Raw genomic sequence first — 13645 nt, forward strand, 5'->3', positions numbered from 1 at the left:
TTGAAGGGAGCGTTATATAATGGATAAAGAAAAAATACTATCACAAAACAAAAAAGAGAATCTATATCTTGATGAATACGAAAAACATATTAAACTTCAAGGGAAATCTTTTGGCTTAATGTTTGTTTTATTTATCTGCATTTTAATTCTTTTCATTAAAGCAGTTTGTAAAGAACCTTACTATGACATAATGACAATTATTGGGTCTGTGGCATTTGGCTCTATGGGTTATGAAGCACATATTTCAAAAAATAAATCCAAATTTGTTATTGCTTTATTCTTTTTTCTATTTATGGGGTATTACTTTTATAAATTTTTAATGGTAGGTTTATAGAATGGACGAACATTTAATTTTGCGAAACAGATTAAAAACTGTACGAAAAGAAAAAAAATTATCACAAACAGAATTAGCTGAACTAGTCGGGGTTTCTCGGAATACAGTTAGTTCTATTGAAACTGGACAATTTAATCCAACAGCAAAATTGGCATTAGTGCTTTGTATAGCTTTAGATAAAAAATTTGAAGAATTATTTTATTTTGATTAAAGGAGAGAACGATTATGGAATTAGAGGAATTGATTGTTGAAATAGTTATAGGATTGTTTTTACTTTTTACATCTTATCAAATAGGTATAAAAGAGAATATTACTTTATTACATGGTTATCATTATACACAACTTGACCCTAAAGATAAAAAGGTGTTTACAAAAAAAATAGGAATAGGCACTTTACTGGTTAGTATTGGTATTCTTGTTATGCCGATTATCAATTTAATCTCTCATTCTGAATTAGGCTATTACATAGGTCTTATTTTGATTGTTGTAGGAGTGTTTTATATCATATTCATCATTGTAAAATACAATGGAAAACTTATTAGCTTTAAAAAGTAGAATTGAGGTATGAATATGATAGGACTGAACAAAAGAGATATAAAAAAGGCATTGAAAGCTGGTGCAAAAGCTGGCGGTGTATCATTGGCTGATGTTCGGGCGGATATTGAAGCTACGATTGATGAAGCTATGAATAGCACCGACCCAGAGGTGCAGGCAAATTTCAAAAAGTATTTTGGGAATAAACGCCCTACACCAGAAGAATATATTTATATCATTACGAAAAAGACAAAGGCAAAATTATAATAAAAGGGTCGTGGAAATGCTTCACAAAATTGTGATCTGCATTATCACGGCTCTTTTACTCTCTGTTTACTTTCAAAACTGTAAGTGTAATTGAATACTGCCCTTGCTATAATTTAATTGTATTCCAAAACAAATAAATGTGGCAGGAAGAAAGGAGCGATTTTTAATGGAACACATTTTAAATTTAGAGCAAGTAAAAAAATACTACGGGGGTAACTCTGGAAATATCACAAAGGCAGTAGACGGTATTTCTATGTATGTAGATAAGGGCGAATTTGTCGCAATCATGGGAGCTAGTGGTTCTGGAAAGACTACCCTATTAAACTGTATCTCTACGATTGATACTGTAACCAGCGGACACATTACAGTCAATAATCAAGATATTACCAAAATCAAGGATAAAGATTTTGCTGATTTCAGACGTGAAAATTTAGGGTTCATTTTTCAAGATTTCAACCTTTTAGATACTTTAACGATTGGAGAAAACATTTCTTTATCATTGGTTATCAACAAACAGAACCCTACTGATATTGAGAAAAGAGTTCATGCTATCGCCGATAAATTGGGTATTCGTGATATTTTATCGAAATTTCCTTATGAAGTTTCTGGCGGACAAAAACAGCGTTGTGCTTGTGCTAGAGCCTTAATCAATGAACCGAAACTGATTTTAGCTGATGAACCGACGGGAGCTTTGGACTCAAAAGCTTCCAGATTATTACTGGAAACAATGTCTGAAATCAACAAGAAAATGCAGGCTACTATTTTAATGGTAACACATGACCCGTTTAGTGCGTCTTTCTGTGAACGTATTTTGTTCTTGAAAGACGGTAAAATATTCAATGAAATTTTCAGAGGGGAAAAAAGCAGAAAAGATTTCTTCAATGAAATACTGGATATATTAACCTTGCTCGGAGGTGAAGTGGGAAATGTTAGGTAAGTTAGCGTATAGAAATACAAAAAGAAATATTAAAGATTATTTGATTTATCTGATAACCGTTACTGCATCCTTTTCTCTTATATTTGCTTTTAATTTGGTGGCAAATTCTGATGAAATTGTAAAGTTATGTTCCAGTATGGATGCATTTAAGAATTCATTGTTCGCTGTAAATATTCTTATTATTTTTGTGATATGCTTTTTGATCAACTATACAACGAAATTTATGTTTGAAAAAAGAAGTAAAGAATTAGGAACATATATGCTTCTTGGCATTAAGAAAAAAGAAATTGCCCACTTAGTTGTAATTGAAAATATACTGTTGGGAATTTTAGCATTTGTATTAGCTATTCCTATTGGCTTTTTATTCAGCCAGTTTGTGTCGTTAGTAATTGTAAACTTACTGGGTATTCCAAAAACTCTCTTTATTTCTTTGAATTTCGTTTCTATTGGACTATTGATAATTTATTTTTTAACTATTTATGTTTTGGTTTTGCTTAATCTATTAAGAAGAATAAGTAAAATGACGATACGTGATTTTCTTTATTTTGACAAACAAAATGAAAAGAAAATGTTCCGTGACAGTAAAAAAAGAAATGTCATTTTTGTTTTAAGTATTATTCTTGGTGCGATTTCTCTTTTTCTCTGGAATTCACGTTGTACTATGGATAATTTTAATAAGCAAGAAACACTTACTTATTTGATGGTAAGCGTAATCATGTTGATTATCAGCATTTATGGTATATCTACAACTTGTGCAGATATGTTCTTGACTGTTATCTTAAAATTTTGTATAATAGGAATTGAAGTTAAATTAGATGCTAAAAATTTGTAATTAAGAAGGAGGGATTCGTCATGTTGGTATTCCAAATGCGTAATGTAGATAAAACATCTACTGTTTTGAAACAGACTAAAAACAGTGATTACGCAGATAAATAAATACGTTAGATTAATTCCTACCAGTGACTAATCTTATGACTTTTTAAACAGATAACTAAAATTACAAACAAATCGTTTAACTTCTGTATTTATTTACAGATGTAATCACTTCAGGAGTGATTACATGAACAAAAATATAAAATATTCTCAAAACTTTTTAACGAGTGAAAAAGTACTCAACCAAATAATAAAACAATTGAATTTAAAAGAAACCGATACCGTTTACGAAATTGGAACAGGTAAAGGGCATTTAACGACGAAACTGGCTAAAATAAGTAAACAGGTAACGTCTATTGAATTAGACAGTCATCTATTCAACTTATCGTCAGAAAAATTAAAACTGAATACTCGTGTCACTTTAATTCACCAAGATATTCTACAGTTTCAATTCCCTAACAAACAGAGGTATAAAATTGTTGGGAATATTCCTTACCATTTAAGCACACAAATTATTAAAAAAGTGGTTTTTGAAAGCCGTGCGTCTGACATCTATCTGATTGTTGAAGAAGGATTCTACAAGCGTACCTTGGATATTCACCGAACACTAGGGTTGCTCTTGCACACTCAAGTCTCGATTCAGCAATTGCTTAAGCTGCCAGCGGAATGCTTTCATCCTAAACCAAAAGTAAACAGTGTCTTAATAAAACTTACCCGCCATACCACAGATGTTCCAGATAAATATTGGAAGCTATATACGTACTTTGTTTCAAAATGGGTCAATCGAGAATATCGTCAACTGTTTACTGAAAATCAGTTTCATCAAGCAATGAAACACGCCAAAGTAAACAATTTAAGTACCATTACTTATGAGCAAGTATTGTCTATTTTTAATAGTTATCTATTATTTAACGGGAGGAAATAATTCTATGAGTCGCTTTTTTAAATTTGGAAAGTTACACGTTACTAAAGGGAATGGAGATAAATTATTAGATATACTACTGACAGCTTCCAAGAAGCTAAAGAGGTCCCGAGCGCTTGTAGGAAAATGTCCTAAGTGTGGCAACAATATTGTATTAAAAAAATCGTTTTATGGTTGTTCAAATTATCCTGAATGTAAGTTTACTTTAGCTGAACATTTTAGAAAGAAAAAACTAACCAAAACGAATGTAAAAGAATTACTGGAGGGAAAAGAAACCCTGGTAAAAGGAATCAAAAACAAAGAGAAAAAGCCCTACAATGCCGTTGTAAAAATTGGGGAAAAGGGATATATTGATTTTATCTCTTTTTCAAAATAAACATAAAAGCCCTTTAAAGAGGGCTTTTCAGACTGTAGACAAACTTGGTGTTGGGTGTTATATCCAGCACCATTTTTCTTTTAAAACTTCTTTTCTTTTTATTTTCTTCAAAATCAACAAAAATCCGGCTATATTCCAGCCACGTTTTTCCAGTATCTTTGCCAGCTTCTTCAAATTCATGCATGCGAAGGTAAGCCCGGCTTTCATTTCCATCCGCGCCTTTCCTACATACTGCGTATAACGAAATCCATGCTGTTCTTTCGCTGTACCGAAGATCCGCTCTATGGTTTCTTTTCTTAACTGGTAGATCTGTCTGTTTCCGATCGTGTGCCGAATGTCTTCTGCTACTTCCATGTATTCTTCCCATACATGACGTGTGATCAGTTTTACATGATCTTTGCTTTCTGTACATTTTGAAAGATATTGGCATTCAGCACAATGCTCACCGCAGCTTTTATACTCTTTATATCCATTTCTGTTTGTTGTACTGTATGTCAGTATATGTGCTCCCGGACATATATAACAATCATAGTATTCATCATATGCGAATTCGTGTTTTCCGAAAAATCCTTCTTTGGTCTTGGGACGGGTATACGGAAAAAGTGGTTGAATTCCATCTTCCGACAGCTGATGGGCGATTGCCGGAGTTTTATATCCTGCATCTGCAACTACCATCTGTGGATTCAGTTTAGATATCTTATCGTATAATGCTTTAAAAGTACGACTGTCATGCTCATTACCAGGATGTACTGTATATCCGAGGATCCAGCCATGTTTATCACAGGCAGTTTCTACTGCATATGCAAAAACATGTTTATGTTCACCCTTTCGAAACCATCCACTTTCCGGATCGCTGATGCTGCATTTTTGTGTTTTCACATCTTCAGGAAGTTCTTCAGATATAGAATCTTTATCATTTCCGCTTCCACCGGATGCTGGCGGCTGGTTATCATCTTTTTTCTTTAACGGCTTTTTTCCATGTGCCAGACGATCTTTTTCAATCTCTTTATTTAATTCCTCTTCATACCAGAGAGCCCGTTCGTGCGCAACCCGCTTACGCATTTTTTTACTGTTTGCACAGGCTTTTACATGTGTTGCATCCACAAAGATCTGTTCTGTATTTACAAGCTTATATTTCATACAGTCTTCCAGAATCTTTGAAAAGATCTGCTCAAAAAGGTCTGTATCTTTGAAACGGCGGGTATAATTCTTTCCAAATGTGGAGAAATGAGGTACTGGATCTAACATGTCTAGTCCGAGAAACCAGCGGTATGCAACATTTACTTCGATTTCTTTTATGGTCTGGCGCATGCTTTTTATTCCATAGAGATATTGGATAAATGGTATCTTTATCAGCATGACCGGATCCATACTGGGGCGACCGTTATCCGGACAATATTTTTCTTCAACCAGATCATAAATAAAGTTCCAATTGATTGCTTTATCAATCAATCGCAGCATATGGTTTTGAGGTACCATGTCATCCATGGAGAACATCATCATTTGTTCTCTTTTTTTATCTGCATTTTTTCTCATCATAAAAAACACCGCCCTTCTGATTTTTATTATATCAGAAAAGCGGTTCCAACAAAATAGCAAAACCCTGCAAAAGCAGGGCTTTGTCTACAGTCTGAAAAGCCCTTTAAAGAGGGCTTTTATATATTAATCACAAATCACTTATCACAAATCACAAGTGATTAATCACAAATCACTTGTGATTTGTGATTCTTAATGATACAATATTACTATGTTTTAGCTTTAAAGGCTCGTACAGACTATATGTTTTGTGCGGGCTTTTTTCATACCCGAAAAAATTTAAAAAATTTTTCAAAAGAGGTCATTAAATCACACCTAGCTGTCCTTATATGGTGCGGAAAGAGGGATAAACACTTTTCAAATCATAAAGGAAAGGAGGTGAGATTGATGAAACCGTCTGACTTCCAGAAAACAGTTCAATGTCGTTTTGAAAGTTGTTTAAAGAAAGTTGTCCGTAGTGTCGTGAAAGATTATTACAAGGAATTAAACCGTCGTAAGAATAAAGAAATATCTTTCAGCGAATTGCCAGATGTCCTTGTTGATAAAATGGCTGTTTGGGACGACTACGAAACAGATTATACAATCTTTTCAGTATGTGGCATTGATATTCGTGTCCTTGATGATGAATTGGCAGAAGCCTTGAAGAAACTTCCAGAAAGAAAACGCAATACTCTGTTGATGTATTACTTCTTGGAAATGACAGAAAGTGAAATTGCCAACTTGCAGAAAATCACGCAAAGCGGTGTATTTAGAAACCGACATCACGCTTTGGAAACTATGAAAAAAATACTCAAGGAGGAACATTAGAAAATGAAACAGTTATTTAAGAAACCGTCTTATTACTTGATTTCATCAGCTATGGACGGAAACGAAAAAGCGATTGAAAAATTACTGGCATTTTATGACCCTTACATATCAAAGTGCTGTTTGCGTTCACTTTATGATGAATACGGCAATGTTTATATCGTTGTAGATATGGAATTAAAAGGACGTATCAGAGAAGCACTTATCAAAATGATTTTAGGTTTTGATATTGAAGATATGGACTTAGAACCAGAAGAATAAGCAGTTTTTAGCGGAGCATGATTTAATATCCCCCTCTTTCCTGCTCTGCCACCTGCTTTTATATGAAAGCAACACGCTTTCACCACAGCTCTTTGACAACTGAATAAAGCAGACAGATACGTTTGTGAGATGGCGAGCCACGGGGACTGTACGCCACGACCTTTTCAAAAGAAAGCGAGCGACCCACGCAGTGATCCGAGAGCGACTGTTGGAAAAGTTGTTTTGCCACGACCTATCCTCACAGAATAATGATACGTCCGCATGGTGCGGTTCTGCCCACAAGAATGGGAATAGTTGAGATACTAATGGAGCTTTCCAAAGCCGTCTGCCTGCTTGTAAAAAACGACACACAGTAAAGGGGGGTGCATAGATTATGAACAATACTGATGTGCCTATTTGGGAAAAATATACGCTGACGGTTGAAGAAGCGTCCAAATACTTCCGCATTGGCGAAAAGAAATTGCGTAAATTAGCCGAAGAAAATCTTGACGCTGGCTGGGTTATCGTGAACGGCAACCGTATTCAGATTAAGCGAAAACAATTTGAAAAAATCATAGATACATTGGACGAAATCTAATGTCATTGAGCCGTAGATATGGTATAATAAATATAGCGTATCACGGCTCGTTCCATGACGGAAAGGAGCTTTACACTATGTCTAATGTAAAACGAAAAGACAGTAAAAATCGCAATTTGCGTAATGGAGAGAGCCAGCGAAAAGACGGAAGATACGTTTATAAATATACCGATATATACGGAAAGCCACAATTTATCTATTCTTGGAAACTTGTACCGACAGACAAGACACCTGCTGGAAAGCGTGATGATATATCGTTGAGGGAAAAAGAAACACAGATTAAAAAAGACCTTAACGACGGTATCGATACAGCAGGCGGTAAAATGACAGTCTGCCAGCTCTACGACAAGAAGAACAGCCAAAGAAAGAACATCAAGAGGGCTACTGAAAAAGGACGACAGTATCTTATGAACGCTCTGAAAAATGACCCATTGGGTATGAGGGCGATTGATACTGTTAAGCAGTCGGACGCTAAAGAATGGGCTATCAGAATGAGCGAAAAAGGATACGCCTATAAAACGATTGATAACTACAAGCGTTCCTTGAAAGCGTCATTTTACATGGCGATACAAGACGACTGTATCAGAAAGAACCCGTTTGAATTTAAGCTAAGTGATGTTCTGGAAGATGATACGGAGCAGAAAGTTATCCTTACACCAGAGCAGGAAGAACGCCTGCTTGCCTTTATGGAAAAGGATAAGATTTACAGCAAGTATTATGATGAGGTTGTGCTTCTGCTGGAAACGGGACTTCGTATTTCTGAATTTTGCGGACTAACGACGCATATTGATATGCAGAACAGAATACTCAATATAGACCACCAGTTATTGAAAGACAGCGAAATCGGCTACTATATTGAAACGCCAAAGACCAAAAACGGAAAACGAGAACTTCCATTGACAGAACGGGCTTATCAAGCAATCCAAAGAATACTAAAGAACAGAGGAAAGGCACAACCGTTGATTGTAGGTGGTTATAGCAATTTCCTATTCTTGAACCGTGAGGGCTTACCTAAAGTTGCAGGAAACTATGAGGGCATGGTGCGAGGACTAATTAAGAAGTATAACAAGTATCACACGGACAAGTTACCGAACATCACACCACATTCATTCCGACATACTTACTGTACGAATATGGCAAACAGAGGAATGAACCCAAACACCCTGCAATATCTTATGGGACACGCTAACATAACCATGACACTTGGCTATTATGCACACGGTACATTTCAATCTGCAAAAGCAGAACTGGAAAGACTGGCTTGTTAATATCGGAGCTTATATTTACTACTCATTTACTACTTTTGGTTGCATTTTCATGCTGGTAAATGCCAGCTTATGCAAGGTATCTTCCAAAAAGAAAATACCGATAAAGCCCTAAAATACGGGATATATCGGCATTTACCAACTTATGAAAAGATAATCAGAAATTTAGTAAGTTTTTATTTCAATAACTTTAATATCATCCTGTTATCCTCCTAAATAGATTGAAATATGTCAATGAGTTTTTTTCTTAAACAATAGTAGAGCACAATTCTTTTATTTTGTTCCAACTTCATACATGATCATAACATGTAAACTTTAAACTACTTTCCCAGATTATTTCTCCATCAGTTTTTCAAACCAGGTATCCATAGCTAGGATGAATTGACTTACGTCTGGCAATTCTTGCAGCATTTCGTTTAGGTTTTTGTGCTTCACATATTTCTGCACATACACCCAACAGGCAACTCTACTGGCTTCTGATACAATGTCAGCTATGGTTTTGCGCATAAGCTCTTCAAATTCAGCAATTTCTTCTTTCGGAACAACATCATACAGTGTTGGTGCCTGATGACTTATTTTTACTCCATTTTCATTTGCATCTTTAAGCAGATTCTTAACTTTTTCTCTTGAATCCTCCGGTACTTTCATGTACTCCCACATAAATGCTACCACATCGGCTGGCCTTATTTATATCATTTCACTCTTTTTTGAAATAGAACAACACCACAGCAACAACTCAAATCGACTTAAAATTCCAGACTATTCGCATTCAGCAAGAAATACTTCATTCCCATGATGACAAAACCTTCATCATTTCTCCAAGGCTTTTTGCTGCCATTTACAATGACGATCTTCTTGAAAGAGTCCGGGATATTACGCAGAGAATTGAACTCCTGCGTCTGTTTTTCTTCCGAAGTCATGTCATATGCAATCTGGATATAGTATCTCTGGTTTCCTTGATTCACCACAAAGTCAACCTCCAACTGCTTGCGAACACGTTTGCCCTCTTTATCCTTATCGAAGATATCCACGACACCCACATCAACATTGTAGCCACGGATCAGCAGCTCGTTATAAACAATGTTCTCTATGATATGAGTAGGCTCCTGCTGTCTGAAATTCAGACGTGCATTTCTCAGTCCCAGATCCGTAAAGTAGTATTTCAGATTTGCACCGATATACTTTCTGCCCTTAATATCGTATCGGCTTGCCTTGGAAATCAAAAAGGCATCTGTCAAATAGTCGATATGCTTGGAGATGGTTTTATTAGCATAAGTCATCTGGCGCTCACTGGCAAAGGTATTGGCAATCTTTGAAGGGTTGGTCGGTACGCCGATTGCAGATGCAAGCACATCAACCAGAATCCCAATCTCATCCACGTTCTGAATCTTATTTCTTTCAATAACATCCTTCAGATAGACATTTGCAAAGATGTTCTTCAGATAGTCCGCTTTCTGTCGTTCGCTCTGGAAACTTACGATCTGCGGCAATCCTCCGTAGATCATGTAGTCATCCCAGGCATCATCATAATCGCCGTCATAGACAGAATAAAACTCTGCAAAGGAGAGAGGATAGATTCTAATCTCATCACCTCTGCCACGGAACTCGGTCACAATGTCGCTGGACAGGAACTTGGAATTACTTCCGGTGACATATACATCAATATTGCTCATGCGGAGCAGGCTGTTCAGCACTTCCTCAAATTGTGACATAAACTGCACTTCATCAAGAAGCAGATAGTATTTGCCATCGTCTTTCATTGCATCTTTGATGTACTTGAAACACACCTTAGGATCTCTTAGTTCCTCATTTTCAATACCGTCCAATGCAATCTCAATAATATGATCAACATCAACGCCGTTCTCCAGTAAGTATCTCTTAAAGATGGTAAACAGCAAAAAGGATTTGCCACATCTACGAATGCCGGTAATCACCTTTATCATTCCATTATCTTTTCGCTCGATCAGCTGCTGTAGGTAAGCGTCTCTTTTAATCTCCATCGTTACACTCCCCATTTCCGTGCATCTGCACACTTTTTAGTAATGAGATTCTATCACAGAATGACCTGAATTTTAATATGTATTCCCATTTTATGTGCATCTACACACTTTTATGTAATGTTGATAAATATATTTTCAGATTTTTTTGATTGCAGTGTCTATAATCGACTACTCCAATCGTTATTATAGGTAAACAACAAAAAGAAGATGGTTCCGATGTTTCATTAAATATGTTCGTTAGTCTTTTACGCAAAGGATTCTATCTCCTGTGCGCCCTAATGCTTTTCGGATTCAGTTCAACAAACTGGAAGTTCATAAACGCATTTGCTTCTTAAACGCAAACATTCCCTCATTGCCATCACCAACAAAATCGTCCGGTGTATCTGGCATAGGATGTTTTTCATTAAAAAATTCTGTAATATGAAAGCCGCAGACATTCACATAAAAATGAATGTTGCGCTTATCAAAGTACGGCGTACAGGTTTCCCATACTTTCGTGTTCGGATATATTCGTTCCAATTCAAACCATATCTTCTTACCAATACCATTGCTCTGAACTCCGTTCTTTACAAAAAGCAGGTCAAGATGGTTATGCTGTGTACTCTCATTGATAATAACAACTGCACCGCCCACCATTTCTCCATCGACAACAGCTTTATAGACAGCAGAACCCTCCGCATTCACCGACTGGTCAATGTCCTTTTCAGGCAGAATAACAGCATCTGTTTTCCCGAAAACATCTTCAAAACCTTTCTGAAATGCTTCCTGCATATCCGACTTGTATTGCGTTAATTCTTTTGGTTCTATACAAACTAATTGGAAGGTCATTTTATATCTATCTCCTCAAAACTCCTCAAAAAGTTCCGATTTGCACATCAAATCGTTTTCTTCATTCTATCACAGCTTCTATTGATCCGCCATCAGTCTTTCAAACCAAGTATCCATAGCAAGAATAAACTGGCCTGCTCCTGACCATTCTTGCAGCATCTCATCCAAGGTCTTATGCTTCACATATTTCTGCACATATACCCAACAGGCAACACCACTGGCTTCTGATACAATGTCAGCTATGGTTTTACGCATGACCTCTTCAAATTCAGCGATTTCTTCTTTTGAAACAACATCATACAGTTTTGGCTCTTTATAATCTAATTTCATGCCATTTTCATGTACTTCTTTGATCATATCCTTAACTTTTTCTCTTGAGTTCTCCGGTATTTTCATGTACTCCCAGATGAATGCTACCACAGCGGATGGTGTATCTTTTTTTAGTGGTGGTAACTGAATAAAATCATTGTTTTCGCTCATTTTCATATCCTCCTTAAATTCAAGAATGCCCTCAATCGCCAGTTTTCGGTTCAGTCTTTTCTTTACTGTAAGAATGGTCTTGATCAGCTGTTGAAGTCCTTTAACAGGCAGATATGCGGCCTGTACTGGTATCAAAACAGAATCAGAGGAAACCAGTGCATTGATTGTCATCATACCAAGGCTCGGCATACAGTCGATCAGGATATAATCGTATCGGGATCTTATCGCATCGATATATTCTTTCATGATCATTTCTCTGCTCATAACATTTCTCATCGTCACTTCCAGTGCGGAAAACTCAATGTTTGCCGGAAGCAGATCTACATTTTCCTGATGATGTAAGATACCATCTTCCAGATTGATTTCTTCTTCGTTGATGACATCCATCATGATCGTTGCCAGTGTGATTCGAAGATCATCCGGTTCCTCATATCCTATCCAGTATATTTTATGATTAGTGAAGGGCAACGTAATGATATTTATATCTACTCTCATGGTGGAGAACCAACGATTTCTTCCAGAAAAGGAGCAAAGTTTGACCGTCATTGTGATTGGTGGCTTTATAAAGAGAGAGATTTAGTAGAAAACTACTTTCTCAAATTAAAAGTGTTTCGCCGAATAGCTTGACCACAACATAGCGACACGTTATGATAAACTTGCTTCCAATTTTCTGGGTTTTGTATGCATCGTCTCAATATTAATTTGGTTAAAATGAACAACTCAAAATGTTTTTCAAACACGCTCTAGGACAATTATATCATGGGCTTTACTAAGCCTATTGAACAATATTTATTTGGTAACTAAGATACATGTATTTATGTATCTAAAAGATATTATACGAGGAGAGAATAAAATGAAAATCGAGGGAAACGAAAAAGAAATAGCTGCAATGAAAGAATTTCACAAAGGAAACCGGTCAGAGGGATTAAAACTCCAGGAAGAATTTGCATCGGAATTCAGGAAGGAATATGTAGATAAAGACCATTGTCCATGTCTGAAAGCTTGCAGATATCATGGAAATTGTAAAGAGTGCGTGGCAATACATCGGGCACATCAGGAACACGTTCCAAACTGCATGAGACCACTCATAAATAAGAAATTAAAAATTCTGTCGGAATTGACAGAACATACACTGGCAAAAGAGATTGAACCACCAAAAGAAGTATTGAGAAAAGATATAAAAGAATAGAACTATCATCTTTTACTTGAAAGGGATGTTCCTTAAAAGGGCGGAGACGTTCAATCTCAATTTCTATGATTCTTTCTTCGTTTTCTCCTGATTGTCTGTTTGCCTCAACCATCTCGACTCCTTTCCTCCAGGACTCAGGAAATAGAAAATGCCTGCCTGGAACTTTTGTTGTAGGTAAAGTTCCAAACAGACATTGCTGTTTGACCATTAGCTGTAGCTAATAGAATTGAATACTGTTTCAGCTAATTTATGTTTGCAGGTTTCGGAGAGATTGTTTCTTTTCCCGCCTTTTCTCTAATTTACATCCCCGAATAAGGGGTGACAACAGAGCGGAACCCAAATGTTAGCTGGACTCTTGAAAAACCATGTTTGCAAACCGGTGATTTTGATTAGCTGTCAGCTAACAAAAATCGGATTGTGTTAGCTGGAAATGGATTATTTTGAATGGAATTTCGTGTCACG

The 13645-nt window shown here is 36.3% G+C and carries 19 protein-coding genes and 1 pseudogene; 15 read left to right on the forward strand and 5 right to left on the reverse strand.

Annotated elements, in window-relative coordinates; all coding sequences use genetic code 11:
• The first annotated feature begins 19 nt into the window (after positions 1-19).
• From DWX61_RS12935 to DWX61_RS12980, 9 genes are all read left to right on the forward strand, one after another.
• Positions 20-334, forward strand: a complete 315-nt coding sequence (locus DWX61_RS12935) for a DUF6442 family protein (protein ID WP_003061887.1) — start codon at positions 20-22, stop codon at positions 332-334.
• Between the two features lies 1 nt (position 335).
• The gene (locus DWX61_RS12940) at positions 336-545 is read left to right on the forward strand and encodes a helix-turn-helix transcriptional regulator (RefSeq protein WP_007286202.1); all 210 of its coding nucleotides are present in this window, start codon (positions 336-338) and stop codon (positions 543-545) included.
• A gap of 14 nt (positions 546-559) precedes the next feature.
• Positions 560-889 (forward strand): DUF3784 domain-containing protein, encoded by a 330-nt coding sequence (locus tag DWX61_RS12945; RefSeq protein ID WP_003061243.1) that lies wholly within the window; start codon positions 560-562, stop codon positions 887-889.
• A gap of 15 nt (positions 890-904) precedes the next feature.
• On the forward strand, positions 905-1135 hold the full coding sequence (locus tag DWX61_RS12950) for a hypothetical protein (protein WP_003060191.1): 231 nt from the start codon (positions 905-907) through the stop codon (positions 1133-1135).
• Between the two features lie 166 nt (positions 1136-1301).
• On the forward strand, positions 1302-2072 hold the full coding sequence (locus DWX61_RS12960; protein WP_003061398.1) for an ABC transporter ATP-binding protein: 771 nt from the start codon (positions 1302-1304) through the stop codon (positions 2070-2072).
• The gene (locus DWX61_RS12965; protein WP_003060411.1) at positions 2062-2904 is read left to right on the forward strand and encodes an FtsX-like permease family protein; all 843 of its coding nucleotides are present in this window, start codon (positions 2062-2064) and stop codon (positions 2902-2904) included. Before DWX61_RS12960 ends, DWX61_RS12965 begins: the two co-directional genes overlap by 11 nt.
• A 20-nt stretch (positions 2905-2924) precedes the next feature.
• The gene (locus tag DWX61_RS12970; RefSeq protein WP_001814874.1) at positions 2925-3008 is read left to right on the forward strand and encodes a 23S rRNA methyltransferase attenuation leader peptide; all 84 of its coding nucleotides are present in this window, start codon (positions 2925-2927) and stop codon (positions 3006-3008) included.
• Between the two features lie 124 nt (positions 3009-3132).
• Positions 3133-3870, forward strand: coding sequence for a 23S rRNA (adenine(2058)-N(6))-methyltransferase Erm(B) (gene erm(B) / locus DWX61_RS12975; RefSeq protein WP_117479738.1), 738 nt, complete (start codon positions 3133-3135; stop codon positions 3868-3870).
• Between the two features lie 4 nt (positions 3871-3874).
• Positions 3875-4243, forward strand: coding sequence for a topoisomerase C-terminal repeat-containing protein (locus DWX61_RS12980; protein WP_463666824.1), 369 nt, complete (start codon positions 3875-3877; stop codon positions 4241-4243).
• 57 nt (positions 4244-4300) lie between these two features.
• On the opposite strand, the gene DWX61_RS12985 is transcribed toward DWX61_RS12980, so the two are convergent.
• Positions 4301-5782, reverse strand: coding sequence for an IS1182 family transposase (locus tag DWX61_RS12985; protein ID WP_117559173.1), 1482 nt, complete (start codon positions 5780-5782; stop codon positions 4301-4303).
• A gap of 384 nt (positions 5783-6166) precedes the next feature.
• On the opposite strand from DWX61_RS12985, the gene DWX61_RS12990 reads away from it, so the two are divergent.
• The 4 genes from DWX61_RS12990 (at position 6167) to DWX61_RS13010 (ending at position 8689) form a co-directional block, all read left to right on the forward strand.
• Complete coding sequence (locus tag DWX61_RS12990; protein WP_003061815.1) at positions 6167-6586, forward strand: RNA polymerase sigma factor; 420 nt, start codon at positions 6167-6169, stop codon at positions 6584-6586.
• Between the two features lie 3 nt (positions 6587-6589).
• A complete protein-coding gene (locus DWX61_RS12995) occupies positions 6590-6844 on the forward strand; it encodes a helix-turn-helix domain-containing protein (protein WP_002322727.1) in 255 nt (84 codons plus the stop codon).
• Between the two features lie 373 nt (positions 6845-7217).
• Positions 7218-7421, forward strand: a complete 204-nt coding sequence (locus DWX61_RS13005) for an excisionase (RefSeq protein WP_002322728.1) — start codon at positions 7218-7220, stop codon at positions 7419-7421.
• Between the two features lie 77 nt (positions 7422-7498).
• Positions 7499-8689, forward strand: a complete 1191-nt coding sequence (locus tag DWX61_RS13010) for a site-specific integrase (RefSeq protein ID WP_003062094.1) — start codon at positions 7499-7501, stop codon at positions 8687-8689.
• A gap of 330 nt (positions 8690-9019) precedes the next feature.
• Here DWX61_RS13010 and DWX61_RS13015 read toward each other — a convergent pair whose 3' ends face one another.
• From DWX61_RS13015 to DWX61_RS19695, 4 genes are all read right to left on the reverse strand, one after another.
• Positions 9020-9334 carry a hypothetical protein gene (locus DWX61_RS13015; protein WP_330673289.1) on the reverse strand — a complete coding sequence of 105 codons (315 nt, stop codon included), beginning with the start codon at positions 9332-9334 and terminating at the stop codon, positions 9020-9022.
• Positions 9335-9432: 98 nt separating this feature from the next.
• Entirely contained in the window at positions 9433-10686 is a 1254-nt protein-coding gene (locus DWX61_RS13020; RefSeq protein WP_118625681.1) for an ATP-binding protein, read from the reverse strand.
• A gap of 312 nt (positions 10687-10998) precedes the next feature.
• Entirely contained in the window at positions 10999-11514 is a 516-nt protein-coding gene (locus tag DWX61_RS13025) for a GNAT family N-acetyltransferase (RefSeq protein ID WP_118516149.1), read from the reverse strand.
• 78 nt (positions 11515-11592) lie between these two features.
• Complete coding sequence (locus DWX61_RS19695) at positions 11593-12489, reverse strand: AAA family ATPase (RefSeq protein WP_330673288.1); 897 nt, start codon at positions 12487-12489, stop codon at positions 11593-11595.
• A 60-nt stretch (positions 12490-12549) separates the two neighbouring features.
• Between DWX61_RS19695 and DWX61_RS19360 the strand changes: the two are divergent.
• Both DWX61_RS19360 and DWX61_RS13045 read left to right on the forward strand, forming a co-directional pair.
• Positions 12550-12709 (forward strand): annotated as a pseudogene (locus DWX61_RS19360) (IS5 family transposase); the annotation flags it as partial.
• A 138-nt stretch (positions 12710-12847) separates the two neighbouring features.
• A complete protein-coding gene (locus DWX61_RS13045) occupies positions 12848-13183 on the forward strand; it encodes an LPS biosynthesis protein (protein ID WP_118393538.1) in 336 nt (111 codons plus the stop codon).
• Positions 13184-13645: the final 462 nt, after the last annotated feature.

The organism is Ruminococcus sp. AF20-12LB (genome assembly GCF_003478985.1).
Taxonomy (GTDB): Bacteria; Bacillota; Clostridia; order Lachnospirales; family Lachnospiraceae; genus Blautia_A.